Origin of the sequence: Bradyrhizobium sp. WBAH42 (genome assembly GCF_024585265.1) — a bacterium.
Classification (GTDB): Bacteria; Pseudomonadota; Alphaproteobacteria; order Rhizobiales; family Xanthobacteraceae; genus Bradyrhizobium.
In genome coordinates this window covers 2006253-2027202 of sequence record NZ_CP036533.1, presented here as the reverse complement: position 1 = coordinate 2027202, position 20950 = coordinate 2006253, and the positions used below count along the sequence as shown (strand labels likewise).

Below are 20950 nucleotides of genomic sequence, written 5' to 3'. Positions count from 1 at the left end.
TTCGCCGATCAGTGCGTCGTCGCAGCAGCCTGGATCGCCTCCGACATGATCTCGAGACCGCGATCGATTTCGGCCTCGGACACCGTGAGCGGCGGCGCGATGCGGAATACGCCGCCCATGCTGGGCAACTTGACGATGTTCATGCTGAGACCGCGACGCATGGTCTCCTCCATGATCCGCGCGCCGAGTTCAAACCCCGGCGTCTTAGACTGCCGGTCGACGACGATTTCGAGACCGAGCAGAAGCCCGCGGCCCCTGACGTCACCGATGCATTCGAACTTTTGCTGCAGCGACAGCAATCCATCCCGGAGCCTGTTGCCCCTGGCGGTTGCCTGCGCCACCAACCCGTCGCGCGCGACCACGTCGAGCACCGTGACGCCGATCGCGGCGGGCAAGGGATCGGAGACATGCGTGGTGTAGAACAGGAAGCCGCGCTCGAACGCGGTCTGCTCGATGGCCTTTGTCGTCATGACGGCGGCGAGCGGCAGACCGGCGCCGAGCGTCTTCGACAGCGTGAGAATATCAGGCACCACGCCGTCACGCTCGAAGGCAAACATGTGCCCGGTGCGGCCGATTCCGGTCTGAGCTTCGTCGAGGATCAGCAGCATGCCGCGCTGCTGGCATTTTTGCTTCAAGGCCGCGAGATAGCCGAGCGGCGGTTCCAGAATGCCGCCGCTGGAGAGGATCGGCTCGGCGATGAAGGCCGCCAGATTACCGGTCGACTGGCTGTCGATCAGTGCGAACGCATCGTCCAGCTCGGTCTGCCAGTCGTTGCTGCCGTCGACGTTCCTGAAGCGCGGCCGATAGGCGTTCGGCGCGGGAATGACGAACGATCCGACCGCGGCCGGCCCATAACCGCGCCGGCCCGCGCTGTAGGTCGCCGACGCCGCCGCGCCGGTCATGCCGTGCCAGCTTTGCGCGAAGGCGACGATTTCGTGCCTGCCGGTGACGAGCTTGGCCATCCGGATCGCCGCTTCATTGGCTTCCGCGCCTGTCGTCAGCAGCTGCACGCGGTCGAGACCGGGCGCAAGCGCAGCGAGACGCTCGGCCAGCGTCACCACCGGACGCGAGAGCATGCCGCTGAAGAGATGAGCGACCGCCCCCATTTGCCGTGCGACAGTGGCGACGATGTCGGGATGCGTGTGCCCCAGCACGGCGCTCATCTGACCCGAGGTGAAGTCGAGGATGGCGCGTCCGTCGGCGTCGTAGACGAAACTGCCGGCCGCACGCTCGATGATGACGGGTTCGAAACTCGGCCCATAGCGGGTCAGATGCGTGTTGGCGGACGCCCAGAAATCGGGATCGGCATTCAAGGTCATGACAGCCACCTGCGCTTGGGACGTCTGACCTCTAGTCAAGAATTTGACTTCAGGCTAATTGATATAATTCAATCTGGATATCAATCTTCCTGATGTCGATGCTGGATCTCACGCTTCTGAGGAATTTCGTCGTCGTGGCCCGCACCGGCTCGATCAGCCTGGCGGCCTCGCAGATTGGCCGGACACAGTCCGCGCTCAGCATGCAGATGCAACGGCTGGAACAGACGATCACGCAGCCGCTGTTTCACCGCAGCGGATCCGGCATGAGGCTGACCGCGGCCGGCGAGAAACTGCTCGCCCACGCCGAGACGCTGCTGGCGCAGCACGACGAGATTCTCGCCGACATGAGCGGCGCGAGTCTCAAGGGGACGCTGAGCCTCGGCTGCCCGGAGGACTATTCGATCGCTTTCCTGCCGGCGCTGCTGAAGGGGTTCTGCGCGCTGCATCCCCATGTCGAGCTGCGCATGGTCTGCGCACCGACCTCCGAGCTGCGCCCGATGCTGGTGCGGCGCCAGATCGACATGGCGCTGGTCTCGCTGTCCGATGCCGGAGCGCGCGAGGTGATCCGCGAGGAGCGCTTCGTCTGGGTCGCGAACGAGGCCGAACCGAAAATACTGACGCAGGATGTGCTGCCGCTGGCGCTGGCGGCGCCGATGAGCCTGGACTACCGGGCCGCCTGCGCCGCGATGGACGCGGTCAATCGGCGCTACAGGGTCGCCTACGCGAGCAACAGCCTCGCCGGCCTGATCGCGATCGCGCGGTCCGGTCATGCGATCAGCGTCCTGACACGAACCGCCGTTCCGTTCGATCTTCACGTCGTCTCGGCCGGACTGCCCCTGCTTCCGACCATCGGCATCGCGCTCGAATTCTCGGAGGCGAGGCCCTCGCTGTTGGCGACGACGCTGGCCGAGCACGTCCGCACCGTGTTGCCCGGACTGAAGACCAAGGCGGAGATCGATTAGTGACCCGCGCGTGCGCGGCGAGCGCAGCGCTCAGCTGATGTTCAGGAGGATCCGTCCCGACGTGCCGCTGCGCATCAGATCCAGGGCGGCATTGATGTCGTCGAGCGCGAATTCGTGGGTCACGATGCCGCGGTAGCTCACCTTGCCGGCGTCGCTGAGACGCACCAGGCGCGGGATATCGCGCGCAGGCTGGCATTGCCCGCCTTCCGAGCCCTTCAGCACCTTCTCGAAGTGCAACGGCAGGGTATAGATCTCGGCCTTCTCGCGGGGCACGCCGACGAGGATGCAGCGGCCTTTCTTGGCGGTGATCTCGTAGGCGAGCTCAATCAGGTTCTTGACGCCGGTGGTCTCGACGACCTTGTCGGGTCCGTCGGCCCCCGTGATGGACCGGACCTCGGCGGCCACATCCTTCACGGTCTCGGAATTGATGAGGTGGGTGGCGCCGAAATCCTTCGCCATGGCCAGCTTGTTGTCGAGGCGGTCGATCGCAATGACCGGCCAGGCGCCGACCATCGCGGCGAATTGCACGATGTTCAAGCCGACCCCGCCGACGCCGAACACGACGACGGCTTCGCCGATCGCGATCTGCGCATCGTTGTTGACGACGCCGAGCGCGGTCGTCACCGCGCAGCCGAGCAGCGGCGCGCTGGTGCGATCGATCGTATCAGGAACGGGGGTGACGCGGTTTTCCGACACCACGGCGTATTCGTTGAAGGTGGTGACCCAGCCGGCGTTGAGGCGCTTGCCGCGCCAGGCATAGACCGGCGTGTTGGACTGGATGCCCTTGCCCGGGCGCCAATGCATGACGACGGTGTCGCCCTGCTGGCAGGAGACGACGCCAGGCCCGGTTTCGACGATGGTCGCCAGCGCCTCGTGCCCCAACAGGTGCGGCAGGAACTTGTCGACGCCTTTGACGGCGTCGATCTCGTTGATCTGTGCGCCGCAAATGCTCGACGTGTGCACATGGGCGAGCACCTGACCGTGCTCGAGCCTGTCAGGCAGATCGAACTCGTCGACGATCAGCGGCTTGCCGGATTCGACGAGGATCGCGGCCTTTGCGGTCTTGATGTCCATGGATCGCGCGCCCGGTCACTCGAAATAGATGAATTCGTAATCGCCGGTGTAGCCGAGCTTGCCGTAAAGCCAGATCCATTCCGAGGTGTGCAGGATGGATTCCGCCGTCAGCGCCCAGCATTCGAGATTGTGCAGCTCGGCGACGTTCCGGTAGCCCTCGACCATGACGTATTTGTTCTTGCCGACCCGCTCGATCTCCTTGAGCGCGGCATCGAGCTCGTAGAGCCTGAGATTGTGCAGGGTGCCGAGCGAGATGACGAGGTCGAAACTGTCGTCACCATAGGGATAGACGTCCTGGGCGCGATAGTTGAACAGATGCGGCTTCACCTGCTCGTGCGCATTGGCAAGACCATGCTTGGAGATATCGAAGCCGGTGACCTTCAGGCCCGGCAGGATCTTCTGCATCTCGTACAGCAGAAATCCCTTGCCGCAGCCGACGTCGAGCACGCTGGACCCGTCCTTCAGGCCGTAGGTCTCGATCAGCGCCTTGGCGACCGGGGCCCAGCGCCCCTCGATGAAGCGGTAGCCGCCATAACCGAAGCGGCGGTCGCCGTCCCAGTAATCGGCCTCGTATTCCCGCGCCTTCAGCGAGCAGCCGATCTTGTCGTCGTTCATGCGGCCCATGTAGTCGCGCTTGGTCGCAGTGTGCAGCGGCGTCACGATATTCAGCAGTCGTCCCATTGAGCCCTCGGATTTGCATCACGCGCGGAGAGTATCTTGACCGGCCTGGGGAGCCTCGCACGCGACCTCGCGACTCGCCCTAGCATTTGTGGCGAAGACCATCATTGTTTCAGATCAATGATGTGGGAATGCTGCGGCGGCGCCGGTCAAGAACCGGCCGCCGATTCGCCAGACCGGCCAGCGCCAGGTTCCAGCTGCGGCCGCCGCTGGCCGTGACATGGAGACGCTGGAACGAGACCACGCCACGCGGCGTTCGGCAGCAAGGAGAGTCATGCCATGCCGACCCAGCCGACCATCGCCCGCATCTGGCGCGGCCGTACCCGCCGCGACATCGCCGACGCCTACCAGGCCTATCTGCAAGCCGAAGGCATCCCGCCGCTGCTCAAGACCGCGCTCGGCGTGCAGCAATTGCGCGAGGACCGCGACGAGGAGACGTGGTTCACGACCATCTCCTACTGGGCCGACATCGCGGCCATGACCGCCTTCACCAAGGGCGAGCCGACCAAGGTCCATCATCTCGCCCGCGACGCGGAGTTCCTGATCGAGCTGCCCGAGCGCATCGAGATCCATCGCATCCTGATCGACGAGCAGGGCCTGCGGTGAAAGCCGGGGCCGCTGGGCGGTCACCCAGCCCCGTCACATTTTCCCATAGACCCGCGCGGCGACCGCCTTCAGGCGCTCGACCGAGCCAGACTCCGGATGCGGCTTGACGGGGGCGAACAGGATCGAGGCCTGCCGGTCGTTCTTCCAGACATAGATGGTGACGGCGTTGCCGTTGCCCTTGGTGCAGGAATGCTCGCCGAAGGCTTCGCGGCCGAGCTCGGGGATCGCCACATGCGTGCAAGGGCCCGCGCGCTTCATCATGCCGACGACGGTGTCGCGCGACATCGCGATCACCGCGACCGTCATTGTGTTGGCCTCGCGATCGAACATCATGCAGCTGCCCGCGCCGGTCCGCTGCACCGTCAGCGTGCCGTTGTCGAGAAAGCCGTCGGCATCGGCGGCCGTGAGCCACTCGCAATTGCCGAACCGCTCGCTGCTCTTGCCCACATTGGCAATGGCAACGCGCGCAGCTTCGGTGATCGGTCCGAGCAGCGCATCGTCGGCGCGCCGGCCGATCGGATAGACGCTGATCTGCAGAATGTAGTCGCCGGACAGAACGAGGACCGAGGCCTCCTGGCGCTCGGCGCCGGCGGCGCTCGTTCCGCCCTGGCCTTCGTCGCCGATCCCGGCCACAGCGCTCAGCGGCATTCGCTCACCGAGCGTCTTGACGAAGGTCGCGTACAATTCCCTGGCGCGGTCCTTGTCGGGATTGCGGAACACGCTCAGCATCATCGTGTCGCCGCGCCCGGCCTGGTAGATGCAGCCGCGGCCGTCCTGATTCGAGATCAGAGACCATTTCAGCGCCGGCATCGCGGCAGCGAGCTCTTTTGCGCTGATGAACGGGCAGGTCTCAGCCGCGCGCGCGGGAAGCACCGGCGCGGCGACAGCAAGAAACAGAGCGAGGCAGGAGAACAGACGATCGATTGTGCGCATGCGACTCCTTTATCGCAAATGCGCGCCATTCAGAATAAAATCACGAACTCATACACAATTGAAATTCCTCGTCATTTTGCAGAGCACCAAATGACGCGATGGTCATCGGTCACCGGTTTTCCGCCCCCAAATCGCGGATCACAACTCCCCGCGCCATGACGGCTGCGGAATGCTAATATCGTCGAGGCCGCAAGACCGAAGATTTCGCCGAAGCGATTGAATCGCGGTCAAGAAGATGCGCTCGAAGAGGCGCACTCCAAGAACGATGCCCGACCGTAATTGCGGCTCGTCGGCTGGGAGATGGAGGACGCTATGGCTTGGCGTGACGACAAGGCCCGGGCAACTCTGATCCACGAGGCAGCAGGAAGCGTGCAGCCGGGCAAGGCCCCCCGGGCATTTGCCGAGCTTCTGTTCGCCTTCACCAATGTCGAGGACCTCGCCAGTTGCGATGCCTCCTCGCTTGCCTTCCTCGCGGAGCAAGCCTGGGAGCATGTGCAGCGGCGCACGGCGGGGCGTGCCGATATCCGCGTCGTCAATCCGCTGATGCCGGACGGGCGCGAGATCTCCGTGCTCGAAATCCTCAACGACAACATGCCCTTCCTGTTCGATTCCACCATGGCGGAGCTCACCGAGCAGGGCATCGAAGTCACTCTCGTCGCTCACCCCATCATCGCGGTGGAGCGCGATGATGGGGGCAAGCTCCTGCGCTTCTACGGCGAGGCACTGCCGGAAGGGGCAAAGGGCGCGCGAGAGAGCCTGATTCACCTCCACATCACCCGCCTGGACGCCGACGCGGACCGCGAGAGGCTGATTGACGGCCTCACCAGGACGTTGAGCGACGTGCGCGCTTGCGTCGCGGACTGGCGCGCCATGCGCGACCGCGTCGAGGACGCGGTCAAGACATTCTCGTCCAATCCGCCGCCGCTTCCGATCGACGACGTCGCCGAGGCCAACCAGTTCCTGCAATGGCTGTGCGCCGACAATTTCACCTTTCTCGGCGTGCGCGAATATCGCTTCTCGCCCGGCCGCGACGCGTCGGACGACATCACGACCGCCGAGGGCCTCGGCATCCTCCGCGATCCCGATGTGAAGGTCCTGCGCCGCGGCAGCGAGATGGTCGTGATGACGCCCGAGATTCGCGAGTTCATGCGCGAGCCGACCCTGCTCATCGTCATCAAGGCCAATGTGAGCAGCCGCGTTCATCGCCGCATCCGGATGGATTATGTCGGCATCAAGCTCTATACGCCCGACGGCCGGCTCGAGGGTGAATTGCGAGTCGTCGGCCTGTTCACCTCGGGTGCCTATACGCGCTCGGCACGACAGATCCCCTATGTTCGCCACAAGGTATCGCGGGTGCTCCAGCGCGCCGGCTTCGACCCGAACAGCCATTCCGGCAAGGCTCTCCAGCATATTCTCGAGGAATATCCGCGCGACGAGCTATTCCAGATCGACGTCGATACCCTCTTCGATTTCGTCATGGAGATCCTGATCCTCTATGAGCGCCCGCGGATCCGGGCGCTGGCGCGGGTCGACAAGTTCGATCGCTTCGTTTCCATCCTCGTATTCATTCCGCGCGATAAATACGACACCGACGTGCGCATGCGCGTCGGCGCCTTCCTGTCGCAGAGCTACAAGGGGACACTGTCGGCCTCCTATGTATCCTTCCCCGAAGGAGCATTGGCGCGCGTCCACTATATCATCGGACGCTATGAAGGTAAGACTCCCGCCGTCGAGCGCGCCACGCTGGAAGCCGGGATCAGCGCCATCGCCGCGACCTGGGCCGACAAGCTGAAGGCCGCGCTGGCTGCGTCGACCGACGGCATGCGGGCGCGCATGCTCGCAAATCGATACGCTCGGGCCTTCAGCGGCGGCTATGCCGAGGCTTCCACGGCAGACCAGGCAATCGCCGATATCGCCACCATCGAGAAGCTCACACCGGCCCGCCCGGTGACGATTTCGGTTCACCGCTTCGAGGATGACGATCCCAGGCGCTTCGGCCTGAAGGTGTTTTCGGACGCCGCGCCGCTGTCGCTGTCCTACCGCGTGCCGGTGATCGAAAATCACGGCCTGCGCGTGGTCAACGAACGCACCTATCAGATCGTGCCCGGCAACAGGCCCGAGCCGGTCTGGCTGCACGACATGACGATCGAGACCAGCGACGGCCAGCCGATCGAGATCAGCCGGGACTTCAGCCATCGCCTGGAGGCCTCGATCATGGCGGTGGTCACCGATCGCGCCGAATCCGACGGGTACAATGCCTTGATCTTGCGCACGGCCCTGGGCTGGCGGGAAGTCTCGACCATCCGGGCGCTGTCGCGCTATTTGCACCAGATCCGCGCACCGTTCACCCAGGACTATATGTGGGAGACCTTGCGCAAGAACGCCGCGATCACAGCCAACCTCGTCGCGCTGTTCCAGGCCCGCCGCGATCCACGCCTCGTCCTGACCGATCGCGAGCGTTCGGCGCGCGAGATAACTCTCCTTGCCGAGATCGAGGAGCAGCTCAAATCCGTCGCCTCGCTCGATGAAGACCGCATCCTGCGCCGTTTCACCAATCTGGTGCAGTCGACCATCCGCACCAATTTGTGGCAGCTCGGCCCGGACGGACATCCGCGTCCGGTAATCTCCTTCAAGTTCGACGCGCGCAAGATCGAGGATCTGCCCCCTCCCCGACCGCTCTACGAGATCTTCGTCTATTCACCGCGTGTCGAAGGCATTCACCTGCGCTTCGGCAAGGTTGCGCGCGGTGGCTTGCGCTGGTCCGATCGGCCACAGGATTTCCGCACCGAGATCCTCGGCCTCGTGAAAGCGCAGCAAGTCAAGAACGCCGTGATCGTGCCGGTCGGCGCCAAGGGCGGCTTCGTGCCCAAGCGCTTGCCGCCGCCTTCCGATCGCGAGGCGTGGCTCGCGGAGGGCACCGAGGCCTATCGAATCTTCGTGCGCTCGCTGCTCGAACTCACCGACAATCTCGACGGCGACATCGTGGTGCCGCCCGACTTGACCGTGCGGAATGACGGCGACGATCCTTATCTAGTCGTCGCCGCCGACAAGGGCACCGCCACCTTCTCCGACGTCGCCAACGCGATCTCGGCCGAGAAGAACCATTGGCTCGGCGACGCCTTCGCCTCCGGCGGCAGCCAGGGCTACGACCACAAGAAGATGGGGATCACGGCGCGCGGCGCCTGGGAGGCGGTCAAGCGCCACTTCCGCGAGCTCGGCACCGACATTCAGACCGCGCCTTTCACCGTGGTCGGCGTCGGCGACATGTCCGGCGACGTCTTCGGCAACGGAATGCTGCTCTCGCCGGCGACGAAGCTCGTTGCGGCGTTCGATCACCGCGACATCTTCATCGATCCCTCCCCCGACCCGGCGATCAGCTTCACTGAGCGCAAGCGCCTGTTCGACCTGCCGCGATCGAGCTGGCAGGATTATGACAAATCGCTGATCTCGCAGGGCGGCGGCGTGTTCTCGCGCTCGCTCAAGGCGATCCCGCTCGCGCCGGAAGTGCGCACCCTGCTCGATCTCGACAAGGAGCAGGCAACGCCGTTCGAGGTGATGACGGCGATCCTGAAGGCGCGCGCGGACCTCCTGTGGTTCGGCGGCATCGGCACCTATGTGCGGTCGTCGGCGGAGAGCGACGATCAAGCCGGCGACCGCGCCAACGATGCGATCCGCATCACCGGTGCCGACGTTCGCGCCAGGGTGATCGGCGAAGGCGCTAATCTCGGCGTAACCCAACGCGGGCGCATCGAAGCGGCGCAGAAGGGCGTCAAGCTCAACACCGACGCGATCGACAATTCGGCCGGCGTGAATACGTCAGACCTCGAGGTCAACATCAAGATCGCATTGGCGCGCCCCGAGCGCGAGGGACGCCTCAGCCCGGCTGACCGCAACACCCTGCTTGCCGCGATGACCGACGAAGTCGGTACGCTGGTGCTGCGCAACAACTATCTGCAGACGCTGGCGCTCTCGCTCGCCGAACGCAAGGGCATGGCCGAGACCGGCTTCCTCACCCGCCTGATGCAGTCGCTCGAGCAACGCAGCCTGCTCAGCCGCGCCGTCGAATTCCTGCCTGACGATGCTGCGATCGCCGAGCGCACACGACGCGGCCAAGCCCTGACACGGCCGGAGCTTGCCGTGCTGCTCGCCTATGCCAAGCTGACGCTTTACAGTGACCTGCTCGAAACCGGCGTGCCTGACGATCCATATCTCGCCCGCAGACTGTCCCTGTATTTTCCGCACGAGATTCTCGACAAATTCCCGGCCGCGGTCGAGCACCATCGCCTCCGACGCGAGATCATCGCAACCAGTCTCGTCAATGCCGTGATCAACCGCGGGGGTCCGGCCTGCATCGTACGCCTGACCGACGAGACCGACGCCGATATCTCGACCATCGTCATGGCCCAGGTGGCGGTGGACGCGATCTATGAGCTCAGGCGGCTCAATGACGGGATCGACGCGCTCGACACCCTCATCGACGGACAGTTGCAGCTCGGCCTCTACGCTGCGATCCAGGATCTCCTGCTCTCTCGCATGGTCTGGTATGTCCGCAATGTCGATTTCAAGGACGGTCTCAGTGCAGTGATCGCTCGGTTTGGTCCTGCCGTCCGTGAGGTCGCAGCCTCGCTCGACAGCGCCCTGCCACCGGACTTGCAAGCCGCGCGCAGCAAGCGCCGGCAGGACCTGATCGATGCCGGCGTCCCGACCGGACTCGCCGGCGATCTGGCCGACCTCGACGCCCTGGTCTCGGCGCCTGATATCGTGACGGTCGCCGAGCGCACCGGCCGCAGCATCGGTGATGCGGCCGCGACGTTCTTTGCCGCCGAGGCCAATTTCCGTCTCGACCGCATCACCGCCGCTGCGCGCAACGTGCCGGCCAGCGATCATTTCGAGCGCCTCGCCATCGACCGCGCCGTCGACCTGATCGCAGCTGCCGAAAGACGCCTGGCCGCGGACATGCTGACCATCGGCCAATCAGGTCAGCAGGCCGCGGAGACCTGGCTTGCAGCTCATCCCGAGGCGACGCGCATCCGCCGTACGGTGGAGGAGATTGCCGCCGGCGGCCTGACGCTCGCGAAGCTCATGGTGGCGGCGAACTTGCTGGGAGACCTGGTCAAAGTCTGAGGGCGTGCAAGACATGCAATGCTAGCGGAAGAATCCAATGATCCACGCCACTTGCCATACCGCCGACAATGTCCGCTGCATCGAGTTCGATGCCACGCCGTGGTTCAGCGAGGCTGAGGCTCCGAGCATCATCGATTTGGCCCAACGAGGATGGACCAGCACGGCGATTGCAGAGTCCCTCGAGCATCGACGAGGATACGAAGGCTTGCACGACCTCGTCGAGTATGCGGCGAAGCGACTGCAAGCGGAATCCCTGGAGGACCCGACCTGGGAAACCTTCGAGTGCGTCGTCGATGGACCCGAGGCCGTCGCCTGGCTCAAGCAAAACCGGCCCAACGTCGCGGCAAGGATCCGGTAAGCCACAGGAAGCGCAGCAAAGGCCACCATTAGCATCTCCTGAAGGACGAGCTCGATCGAGCGCGATTGCGGCTTCCTCGCCCTCGAATGGCAGTGTCCGATCCTACAAAGCGCGATCCGCGCGTCATCATACTTTGGTCCTGATCGTACTTTGGTCCTGATGCGGGACCGTAGTGGCCCGTGTACATAGCATTGCGCTTGATCAATTCAGGCGGGTCCCGTCCGGACAAATTACCGGCTCTATTGCATTGGAGACGCGTATGGCTGGAAATGGATTGACGTCGATGGCCGCCCCATGCGCGGCTCATCAGAATGCGGCAGATCGGATCGTCTATCTGATCTTCGACAACATTGCCGGACGGCCCGGCAGAGCCGGCCGGAAAACCGAGGTCGAGCGGACTGACATCGAAACCGTCATCTCGAACCTGATCGCCGGCCGTTTCAACGACCCCGTCCGCATCGTCGCCTTCGATCCGCTAGGTCATTGGTCGAAGGACGTGTCGAGAGAGCTTGCGGAAGAAATCCAGACGCGTTGCGACATCGACACCACGCCCGTGCCGGAGCACATCCGGGACTTCGTCAGGAGCCATTGGGCCGCCCCGGCAGCGGTCGCTTTTTGATCTGGTCGTGCTGAACGGGTCAGCTTGCGGTTGTCGTCACCGCCCTTGATATTCGGCCCAACAGTCCGCCGTTTCGTAAACTCGTATTGCGGAAAGCTGGTGGAGACGCGAGCCCAACCGGTCCCATATCCAGATCGCGATATTTTCAGCGGTTGGGTTCCCGAGTCCTTCGACGTCGTTCAGGCATCTGTGGTCCAGGGCCTCCAGGACGCCGGCAAAGCATTCTTCAATATCGAAGAAGTCCGCGACGAAACCCGTGTGCGGGTCCACGGGTCCCTCCAACTGAACCTCGACCCGATAGGAATGACCGTGCAGCCGGCTGCACCGGTGCGTTTCCGGCACGTTCGGCAGGCGATGTGCCGCCTCGAATTTGAATGCCTGCGATACCTTCATCTGATTTCCAAGGGCGCGCCCCATCCGCGATCTCGGACGAGCGACCGGACACTGCATTGCTTTTGCCGGCATCGGAAGAAGCTGGCGCGCCCGGAACGATTCGAACGTCCGACCCTCAGATTCGTAGTCTGATGCTCTATCCAGCTGAGCTACGGGCGCGTTTTTCGCGACAGTGCGGGCGGGGCCCGCAAGCAGCCCCCCGGCGGAGCCGAAGGGGGTGCGAAAGAGCGCTCTGACTAACCGCTCTTGTCCCGATTGGCAAGGTCCGGGATGGGGAGATTTTTGCGCATCTCGACTTCACGGTCGTCATTCCGGAATGGCCCGGAGGGCCAGGCCCGGAATCCATAACCCCAGCTGGTGGTTATGGATTCCGGGCTCGCGACTTCGTCGCGCCCCGGAATGACGGCTTCAGTCGGCCGCCGGCCGACTTAAGCCCTCTGCCGCTCGTTGCGGATGGAGAGCAGTTCCACGGGACGGTCGGGGATGACGATGCGGAAGGTGGCGCCGATGGTGCCTTCGACCAGGTGGATGTCGCCGCCGTGGGCGCGGACCAGCTCGGCGGCGATGGCAAGGCCAAGGCCGCTGCCGCCGGGGCGACCCGAGGTCTGGAAGGCCTCGAACAGGCGCTCCCGGGTCTTCGGGGGGACGCCGGGCCCGGTGTCGGAAACCTCGAGAATCGCGACGGCGCCTTCGCGCTTCCCGGTGATCCGGATCTGCTGCACACGCCCCTCGCCCGCCGCATGGCTTTCGAGCGCCTGGGCGGCGTTGCGGACGAGGTTGAGCAAGACGCGGAACAGCTGGTCGGGGTCGGCATCGACCGCGAGCCCGCGCTCGATCGCAGCGACCCAGGCGATCGAGGCCTCGTTGGCGAGCCCCGCGGTCTCCCGCACCTCCATCACCACAGGCTCGATCAGGATCATGCGGCGGTCGGGCGCGGCCTCCTGGGCCCGGCCGTAGGACAATGTCGACTGGCAGAAGGCGATGGCGCGCTCGAGCGAGCGCACGAGCTTAGGCGCAAAGCGCTGCACGCGTGGATCCGGCACGCTGGCGAGCTGGTCCGACAGCAGCTGGGCCGAGGCGAGCAGGTTGCGCAGATCGTGGTTGATCTTGGAGACGGCAAGGCCGAGGGCGGCGAGCCGGCTCTTCTGATGCAGCATCGACATCAGGTCGCGCTGCATGTCCGACAATTCGCGCTCGGCGACCCCGATCTCGTCGCTGCGCTGGCTCGGCACGATGATGCCGGCCGAGCTTTCGGGATTTTCGTGGAAGCCGACCAGGCTCGCGGTCAGCCGCCGCATCGGCCGCACGAAGAGATAATGGAGCGCGAGATAGACGAGGCCCGCGGTCAGCACCGCGATGATCAGCGCAACCACGACGACGTTGCGGGAGAAGCGGTACATCTGCTGCCGCAGCGGCAGCTCGTCGGTGACGATCTCGATGAACTGGGCATTGCCGACGCCGGGGCCGACGATGCGGATGGCCTGGTTGCCGGTCTCCAGCATCATGCGGAACGAGCCGGTGATCGCCTCCCAGGCGGTCACGTCGCGCAGGTCGATGTCATGCTCGATGGCGGCGGGAATGTTGTCGCTCGCGAGCAGCCGGCGCTGCTGGCCCATCTTGATGGCGACCGCACGGGCGTTGATGCTTTTCAGAATCTGGCGCGACAGCGAATCGGGGACCATGCCGAGCGGCGCCGCATCCAGCACCAGCGCCGCGGTGTTGGCGGCCGCAACGCGGTCGTTGAGCCGGTTGACCCAGAAATTGGCGATGGCGGGCACGTAAAGCAGGCTGGCGGCGATCATCACCAGGGGCACGGTGAGCAGCAGCAGCTTGCCGGACAGCCCCAGCCCGCGCGAGCCGCGGGGCCGCATCGCCGGCTGGTCCGGCTGATCCAGATCCTGGATCTGCTGGCGATCTGTGGCTGCCACGAAACTCGCCCCTCTTGACCTTGGCTGATGGAGGATGCGACCCGGCCGATGTCCGGTCAAATTACGGATCGCTAATCTGCCAAGGTGGGATGTAAGCGCTGTTAGCGCGAGTCGCTACCTCAAGGGTTAAAAACCTCGCACAAACAGCGATATTCACCAAAATCGCGCGCTTGTGCGGCGTTGACGAAAACAAGGCGCTCCCTTATAAGCCGCGCGAATTGTCCGCGATGACCCGGTGCGACACCGGGAGCGGCTCTCTTGGGGCCGAAAAGGGCCCGTTTTGGGCCGCATCTTCCGGACTTTACCATCAATTCTACAGGCAAATTGCCCGGTCAGCGGAGAAAAACCCGTGAAGCGGACTTATCAACCCAGCAAACTGGTGCGCAAGCGCCGTCACGGCTTCCGCGCCCGTCTCGCCACTGCCGGCGGCCGCAAGGTTCTCGCCGCCCGCCGCGCCCGCGGCCGCAAGCGTCTGAGCGCCTGAGCCGGACCCCCTTTTTGGGATTTCATCATGGATCGGCTGAGGCAGCGGGCGGATTTCCTCGCCGTTGCCAATGGCGCGCGGGTGAATAGTCCCGCGTTCGTCCTGCAAAGTCGCCGCCGCGATGATTCCGGCCCTGTCAGGATCGGCTTCACCGTCACCAAAAAGAACGGCAACGCCCCCGAGCGCAATCGCATCCGGCGCCGGCTGCGCGAATTGGTGAAGCGGCTCGATCCGACATCGATGCAGCCCCACCACGATTATGTCCTGGTCGGACGAAGAGACGCGCTCTCGCGCGACTTCGCCACCATGCTCGACGATCTGCGCATAGCGTTCACGAAGCCCGCGCGGCATACGGCCAAGGCGCGCGGCCAGAGGCCGGGTCACGCCGCAGCGACCAGCCGCAAACCGGATTGATGACGAGACAAACGAGATGACCGACAATCGCAATACCATCCTCGCCGTCATTCTGTCCGGCCTGGTGCTGATCGCCTGGCAGTATTTCTACAACGTGCCGCAGATGGAGAAGCAGCGCGCCCAGCAGCAGGCGCAGACCGAGCTCCAGAAGACGACGCCGCAGCCGACCGCCTCGGCGACGCCAGGCGGCGCGCCGGCGACGCCGGGCTCCGCGCCGCAGCCGGGCGGTACGGCCCAGCCGGCAACGCCGGCCGCGAGCCAGCCCCAAGCGGTCGTTCCGCGCGAGACCGCCATTGCAGCGAGCCCGCGCGTCAAGATCGAGACGCCGCGGATCGCCGGCAGCATCTCATTGAAGGGCGGCCGTATCGACGACATCGCGCTGGTGCAATATCGCGAGACGGTCGATCCGAAATCGCCGCCGATCGTCCTCTATTCGCCGTCGGGCACGGCGGAGCCCTATTACGCCGAGTTCGGCTGGGTTGCGGCGACGGGCGTGACGGCAAAGATGCCGGATGCCCAGACCGTCTGGCAGCAGGAGGGCAGCGGCAGCCTGACGCCGTCGACACCGGTGGTGCTGAAATGGGAGAACGGCGACGGCCTGACCTTCCGCCGCACCATCACCGTCGACGACCATTATCTCTTCACCATCAAGGACGAGGTGAGCAATGTCGGCAACGCCCCCGTCACGCTCTATCCGTTCGCGCTGATCTCGCGCCACGGCGCGCCGCATGTCTCCGGCTACTATATCCTGCATGAGGGCCTGATCGGCTATCTCGGCGAACACAGGCTGCAGGAATATGCCTACAGCAAGATCGACGAAGCCAAGCAGGTGAACTTCAAGGCCACCAATGGCTGGCTCGGCATCACCGACAAATACTGGGCCTCCGCGCTGCTGCCCGACACCAACGCCCAGCTCCAGGCACGTTTCTCGTCGAACCCGGTCGGCAAGGTCCATACCTACCAGACCGACTATCTGCTCGACCCCGTCACCGTCGCGATCGGCGGCACCGCGACGGCCAACGCGCGGCTGTTCGCAGGCGCCAAGGAAGCCGGCGTGGTCGGCATCAACTTCCCGCTCGCTGGCCTCGGCGGCTACAACAAGGCGCTCGGCCTCAACCAGTTCGACCTGCTGATCGACTGGGGCTGGTTTTACTTCCTCACCAAGCCGATGTTCCTCGGCCTCGACTTCTTCTACCGCTTCTTCGGCAATTTCGGCATCTCGATCCTGCTGGTGACGGTGATCGTGAAGCTGTTGTTCTTCCCGCTGGCGAACAAGTCCTACGCCTCGATGGCGAAGATGAAGTCGATCCAGCCGCAGCTGCAGGCGCTCAAGGAGCGCTATCCCGACGACAAGGTGAAGCAGCAGCAGGAGATGATGGAGATCTACCGCAAGGAGAAGATCAATCCGGTCGCCGGCTGTCTTCCCGTGCTGATCCAGATCCCGGTGTTCTTCTCGCTCTACAAGGTGCTGTTCGTCACCATCGAGATGCGGCACGCGCCGTTCTACGGCTGGATCAAGGACCTCTCGGCGCCGGACCCGACCAACCTGTTCAACCTGTTCGGGCTGATCCCGTTCGACCCGACCACGATTCCGGTGTTCGGCTATTACCTCGCGCTCGGCATCTGGCCGATCATCATGGGCATCACGATGTGGTTCCAGATGAAGCTGAATCCGACGCCGCCGGATCCGACGCAGCAGATCATCTTCAACTGGATGCCGCTGATCTTCACCTTCATGCTGGCGGGCTTCCCGGCAGGTCTCGTGATCTACTGGGCCTGGAACAACCTGCTCTCGGTGGTCCAGCAGAGCTACATCATGCGCCGCAACGGCGTGAAGGTGGAGTTATTCGACAATCTCAAGGCGACGTTCGCGAGGAAGGCGACGTAAGCGCCGTCATTGCGGGCGCAAATGCCTCCACACCGTCATGCCCGGGCTCGTCCCGGGCATCCACGTTTAGGAGGGTGCTGGACAGCCAGACGTGGATGGCCGGGACAAGCCCGGCCATGACGAGAGGATAGACCGCTCGCATGAACGACAAGACCGACGAGCGACTGATCGAGGCCGGGCGAAAACTGTTCGCTCGCGACTGGCAGTTCATCTGGGCCTCGCCTTCGATCCAATCGCTGCCGCCGATGGCGGGGCTGGAGATCGCCTTTGCCGGACGCTCCAATGTCGGCAAGTCGAGCCTGATCAACGCGCTCACCGGGCGCAACGCGCTGGCACGCACCTCGCATACGCCGGGCCGCACCCAGGAGCTGATCTTCTTCGAGGTCCCCGGCAAGAACGACCTGCGCCTCGTCGACATGCCCGGCTACGGCTATGCCAAGGCGCCGAAGAGCCAGGTCGCGTCCTGGACCGAGCTGATCCACAAATTCCTGCTGGGCCGCGCCAGCCTCGCCCGCGTCTACGTGCTGATCGACGCGCGGCATGGGATCAAGGACGTCGATCTCGAAGTGCTCAAGACGCTCGATCGCTCCGCCGTCAGCTACCAGATCGTGCTGACCAAGGCCGACCAGGTGAAGGCCGCCGAGCTGCAGGCGCGCATCGCCGAGACCGAGGCCGCACTCGCCAAGCATCCGGCCGCGTTCCCGACCGTGCTCGCGACCTCGTCACGCAGCTCGACCGGCATGGAGAGCTTGCGCGCCGCGATGGCGAAGCTCCTGGAAGAGCGGGCCGCGTGATGCTGGCGTACCGCCTGCTGATCGGGCTTGCCGGCTTGATGGGTGCCGCCGGCGTCGCGCTGGCCGCCGCCGCCGCCCATGGCGCGGACGCTAATCGTCTTGCCTCCGCCAGCACCATGCTGCTGTTTCATGCAACGGCCATACTCGCGACGATCGCCTTGCTCACGCGCGGCCTTCTGCACGGCGGAATTGGGCTCGTGGCGGCGTTCGGCTTCGCGATCGGTGCCGCGCTGTTCGCAGGCGACCTCACCTTGCGGCAATATGCCGGGCACACGTTGTTTCCGATGGCGGCGCCGACGGGCGGAACGGTGATGATTTTGGGCTGGCTGGCGGTGAGCGCGGCGGCGGTGGCGGCAAGGAAGTGACGCTCTTTCTTACCCTCCCCTGGAGGGGAAGGGTCGCTACGCATGAAGCAAAGCGAAATACGTAGCGGAGTGGGGTGACAGTCTCTCCATAGGAGTAGTGCCCGTGTGGAGAGATCACCCCACCCCGCTCGCGCTACGCGCGATCGACCCTCCCCCTCCAGGGGAGGGTAAGACCACTTTGCGCTGTCCCCGCCAATCGGATAGAACGCGCAGCATTCGACCCGCCAGCGAGACCCGCGACATGACCGACATCTCTCCGCTCGACCAGGCCCGCATCCTGTCCGAAGCGCTGCCGCACATGCAGCAGTATGACGAGGAAACCATCGTCATCAAATATGGCGGCCATGCCATGGGCGACGAGGAGACCGCGAAGAACTTTGCCCGCGACATCGTGCTGCTCGAGCAGACCGCGATCAACCCGGTGGTGGTGCATGGCGGCGGGCCGCAGATCGCGACCATGCTCAAGCGCCTCGGCATCGTCTCGGAATTCGCAGCGGGCCTGCGCATCACCGATGCCGCGACCATCGAGATCGTCGAGATGGTGCTGGCCGGCTCGGTCAACAAGCAGATCGTCGGCTACATCAACGAGGCCGGCGGCAAGGCGGTGGGGCTATCCGGCAAGGACGGCAACATGGTGAAGGCGACCAAGACGACGCGCACCATCGTCGATCCGGACTCGCATATCGAGAAGGCGGTCGACCTCGGCTTCGTCGGCGACCCCGAAAAGGTCGACCTCACTTTGCTCAACCAGCTGATCGGCTACGAGCTGATCCCGGTGCTGGCCCCGCTCGCGACCTCCAAGGAGGGCCAGACGCTCAACATCAACGCCGACACCTTTGCCGGTGCCGTCGCAGGCGCGCTCAAGGCAAAACGCCTGCTGCTGCTCACCGACGTGCCCGGCGTGCTCGACAAGTCGAAGAAGCTGATCCCGCAATTGTCGGTGAAGGACGCGCGAAAACTGATCGCCGACGGCACCATCTCCGGCGGCATGATCCCGAAGGTCGAGACCTGCATCTACGCCCTGGAGCAGGGCGTCGAGGGCGTCGTCATCATCGACGGCAAGATGCAGCACGCGGTGCTGCTCGAGCTCTTCACCAACCAGGGCACGGGCACGCTGATCCACAAGTGAGACGAGAGACGCCACGCACGAGAGCCGTCATGCCCGGGCCAAAGCGCGAAGCGCGTCTTCGCACAGATGGCCCGGGCATCCACGACCTTTCTTCTCGTGGCAAAGACGTGGATGGCCGGGTCAAGCCCAGCCATGACGAACCGACAGAGCGTCGCCCGCGCCGCCCCCCCCTCACCCGCTTCCTGATGACGCTGCCCGCGGCCGTCGTCTCCTTCTTCTTCTCCTCCGCGCCGGCGATCGCCGACCTCAAGATCTGCAACCGCATGTCCTATGTCGTCGAGGCCGCGATCGGCATCGACGACAAGGCCGCCACCGCGACGCGCGGCTGGTTCAGGATCGATCCCGCCGCCTGCCGCGTCGTGGTGCAGGGCACGCTGACCGCCGACCGCATCCTGCTCAACGCCCGCGCGCTCGGCGTCTACGGCGCGTCCCCGATCCCGCAAAGCGGCAACGACATGCTCTGCGTCGCGCAGGACAATTTCGTCATCGCGGCGGCGCGGCAGTGCCGCAGCGGCCAGACGCAGGTTCCCTTCACGCAGGTGACGCCGACGCAAGGTGCGGACGGCAACCTGGTCGCTTATCTCGCCGAGGATTCCGAATATGACGACGAGCAGGCGCGCCTCGCCGGCATCCAGCGGCTCCTGGTGATCGCCGGTTACGACGCCGCGCCGATCGACGGCGTCGACGGGCCGAAGACGCAGAGCGCGCTGGCCGCCTTCCTGAAGAGCCGCGGATTGTCGGCCGACATCGTGGGCTCGCAAAACTTCTTCAAGACCATGGTCGATGCGGTGCAGACGCCGTCCGCGACCGGCCTGACCTGGTGCAACGACACGCCGCACAAGGTGATGGCGGCGATCGCGACCGACGACGGCAAGGCCGTGACGAGCCGCGGCTGGTATCGCATCGATCCCAAGACCTGCCTGCACCCCGATGTGAGCGGCCAGCCGAAGCAGATCTTCAGCTTCGCCGAAGCGGTCGACGCCGACAACCGCGTCGTGAAGCTGAAGGACAAGCCGCTGAACTGGGGCGGCGACAGGCAGCTCTGCACGCGCGAGACCAAGTTCGAAACCAGCGAGCAGACTGATTGCGGCGCGCGCGGCTTTGCGCCGACCGGCTTCGGCGCCGTGGACATGTCAAGCGGCGGCAAGACGCTGCGCTTTGCCGTCCCGTGAGCGAGAGACTTGTGATGAGCCCACCCCGCAGCTTCAGCCATGTCGACACCTGGGTGTTCGACCTCGACAACACGCTCTATCCGCATCACGTCAATCTGTGGCAGCAGGTCGATGCGCGGATCGGGGAGTTCGTCTGCAATTGGCTGAATGTCGGGCCGGAGCAAGCGCGGGCGATCCAGAAAGACTATTACCGGCGCTTCGGCACCACGATGCGCGGCATGATGACTCTGCATGGCGTTCGCGCCGACGACTATCTCGCCTATGTCCACAAGATCGACCACTCGCCGCTGGAGCCGAACCCCGCGCTCGGTACGGCCATCGCAAAGCTGCCGGGGCGAAAACTGATCCTGACCAACGGATCGGTCGACCATGTCGATGCCGTGCTGGCGCGGCTCGGCTTCGCCGGCCATTTCGACGGCGTGTTCGACATCATCGCCGCCGAGTTCGAGCCGAAACCGGCGGAGCAGACCTACCGCAAGTTCCTGAGGGATCATGCGGTCGATCCGACCCGCGCCGCCATGTTCGAGGATCTCGCCCGCAACCTCACCGTCCCCTACCGGCTCGGCATGACCACCGTGCTGGTCGTCCCTGACGGGACCAAGGAGGTGGTGCGCGAGGATTGGGAGCTGGAAGGCCGCGACGCCGCCCATGTCGACCACGTCACGGATGATCTGGCGGGGTTTTTGGCGGGGTTGTCACCACAATAACCG

The 20950-nt window shown here is 64.6% G+C and carries 19 protein-coding genes and 1 tRNA gene; 13 read left to right on the top strand and 7 right to left on the bottom strand.

The features are described from left to right. Positions 1-8: 8 nt before the first annotated feature. On the bottom strand, positions 9-1319 hold the full coding sequence (locus DCG74_RS09500; RefSeq protein WP_172786727.1) for an aspartate aminotransferase family protein: 1311 nt from the start codon (positions 1317-1319) through the stop codon (positions 9-11). Positions 1320-1417: 98 nt separating this feature from the next. On the opposite strand from DCG74_RS09500, the gene DCG74_RS09495 reads away from it, so the two are divergent. Next, a complete protein-coding gene (locus DCG74_RS09495) occupies positions 1418-2281 on the top strand; it encodes a LysR family transcriptional regulator (RefSeq protein WP_172786757.1) in 864 nt (287 codons plus the stop codon). A gap of 30 nt (positions 2282-2311) precedes the next feature. Here the strand turns inward: DCG74_RS09495 and DCG74_RS09490 are convergent, their stop codons facing one another. After that, the gene (locus DCG74_RS09490; RefSeq protein ID WP_172786726.1) at positions 2312-3355 is read right to left on the bottom strand and encodes a zinc-binding dehydrogenase; all 1044 of its coding nucleotides are present in this window, start codon (positions 3353-3355) and stop codon (positions 2312-2314) included. A gap of 15 nt (positions 3356-3370) precedes the next feature. Then, positions 3371-4036, bottom strand: a complete 666-nt coding sequence (locus tag DCG74_RS09485) for a class I SAM-dependent methyltransferase (protein WP_172786725.1) — start codon at positions 4034-4036, stop codon at positions 3371-3373. 276 nt (positions 4037-4312) lie between these two features. On the opposite strand from DCG74_RS09485, the gene DCG74_RS09480 reads away from it, so the two are divergent. Then, positions 4313-4639 (top strand): hypothetical protein, encoded by a 327-nt coding sequence (locus DCG74_RS09480; protein ID WP_172786724.1) that lies wholly within the window; start codon positions 4313-4315, stop codon positions 4637-4639. Positions 4640-4672: 33 nt separating this feature from the next. Here DCG74_RS09480 and DCG74_RS09475 read toward each other — a convergent pair whose 3' ends face one another. Continuing rightward, a complete protein-coding gene (locus DCG74_RS09475) occupies positions 4673-5572 on the bottom strand; it encodes a hypothetical protein (RefSeq protein ID WP_172786723.1) in 900 nt (299 codons plus the stop codon). Positions 5573-5872: 300 nt separating this feature from the next. Here DCG74_RS09475 and DCG74_RS09470 point away from each other — a divergent pair, with 300 nt between their 5' ends. The 3 genes from DCG74_RS09470 (at position 5873) to DCG74_RS09460 (ending at position 11673) form a co-directional block, all read left to right on the top strand. Beyond that, a complete protein-coding gene (locus DCG74_RS09470; RefSeq protein ID WP_172786722.1) occupies positions 5873-10696 on the top strand; it encodes an NAD-glutamate dehydrogenase in 4824 nt (1607 codons plus the stop codon). A 37-nt stretch (positions 10697-10733) separates the two neighbouring features. Further along, on the top strand, positions 10734-11054 hold the full coding sequence (locus tag DCG74_RS09465; RefSeq protein ID WP_172786721.1) for a hypothetical protein: 321 nt from the start codon (positions 10734-10736) through the stop codon (positions 11052-11054). A 283-nt stretch (positions 11055-11337) separates the two neighbouring features. Continuing rightward, positions 11338-11673 carry a hypothetical protein gene (locus DCG74_RS09460; RefSeq protein ID WP_172786720.1) on the top strand — a complete coding sequence of 112 codons (336 nt, stop codon included), beginning with the start codon at positions 11338-11340 and terminating at the stop codon, positions 11671-11673. 36 nt (positions 11674-11709) lie between these two features. Here DCG74_RS09460 and queD read toward each other — a convergent pair whose 3' ends face one another. The 3 genes from queD to DCG74_RS09445 all read right to left on the bottom strand — a co-directional run bounded on the left by queD (position 11710) and on the right by DCG74_RS09445 (position 13994). After that, positions 11710-12066, bottom strand: coding sequence for a 6-carboxytetrahydropterin synthase QueD (gene queD / locus DCG74_RS09455; protein WP_172786719.1), 357 nt, complete (start codon positions 12064-12066; stop codon positions 11710-11712). Between the two features lie 82 nt (positions 12067-12148). Next, positions 12149-12225, bottom strand: a tRNA-Arg gene (locus DCG74_RS09450). A gap of 269 nt (positions 12226-12494) precedes the next feature. Then, complete coding sequence (locus DCG74_RS09445; protein ID WP_172786718.1) at positions 12495-13994, bottom strand: HAMP domain-containing sensor histidine kinase; 1500 nt, start codon at positions 13992-13994, stop codon at positions 12495-12497. A 349-nt stretch (positions 13995-14343) separates the two neighbouring features. Here DCG74_RS09445 and rpmH point away from each other — a divergent pair, with 349 nt between their 5' ends. The 8 genes from rpmH to DCG74_RS09405 all read left to right on the top strand — a co-directional run bounded on the left by rpmH (position 14344) and on the right by DCG74_RS09405 (position 20947). Further along, positions 14344-14478, top strand: coding sequence for a 50S ribosomal protein L34 (gene rpmH / locus DCG74_RS09440; protein WP_008542748.1), 135 nt, complete (start codon positions 14344-14346; stop codon positions 14476-14478). A 27-nt stretch (positions 14479-14505) separates the two neighbouring features. Continuing rightward, positions 14506-14892 carry a ribonuclease P protein component gene (gene rnpA / locus DCG74_RS09435; protein ID WP_172786717.1) on the top strand — a complete coding sequence of 129 codons (387 nt, stop codon included), beginning with the start codon at positions 14506-14508 and terminating at the stop codon, positions 14890-14892. A gap of 16 nt (positions 14893-14908) precedes the next feature. Continuing rightward, positions 14909-16780 (top strand): membrane protein insertase YidC, encoded by a 1872-nt coding sequence (yidC, locus tag DCG74_RS09430; protein WP_172786716.1) that lies wholly within the window; start codon positions 14909-14911, stop codon positions 16778-16780. A gap of 140 nt (positions 16781-16920) precedes the next feature. Beyond that, a complete protein-coding gene (yihA, locus tag DCG74_RS09425; RefSeq protein WP_172786715.1) occupies positions 16921-17574 on the top strand; it encodes a ribosome biogenesis GTP-binding protein YihA/YsxC in 654 nt (217 codons plus the stop codon). Further along, complete coding sequence (locus tag DCG74_RS09420) at positions 17574-17939, top strand: DUF423 domain-containing protein (protein WP_172786756.1); 366 nt, start codon at positions 17574-17576, stop codon at positions 17937-17939. The genes yihA and DCG74_RS09420 overlap by 1 nt, the downstream gene beginning before the upstream one ends. Positions 17940-18180: 241 nt before the next feature. Then, positions 18181-19068: an acetylglutamate kinase gene (gene argB, locus DCG74_RS09415; protein ID WP_130363552.1), complete on the top strand. Its 888-nt coding sequence runs from the start codon at positions 18181-18183 to the stop codon at positions 19066-19068. A gap of 185 nt (positions 19069-19253) precedes the next feature. Continuing rightward, the gene (locus tag DCG74_RS09410) at positions 19254-20240 is read left to right on the top strand and encodes a DUF1036 domain-containing protein (protein ID WP_172786714.1); all 987 of its coding nucleotides are present in this window, start codon (positions 19254-19256) and stop codon (positions 20238-20240) included. Between the two features lie 14 nt (positions 20241-20254). After that, on the top strand, positions 20255-20947 hold the full coding sequence (locus DCG74_RS09405) for a pyrimidine 5'-nucleotidase (protein ID WP_172786713.1): 693 nt from the start codon (positions 20255-20257) through the stop codon (positions 20945-20947). Positions 20948-20950 lie beyond the last annotated feature (3 nt).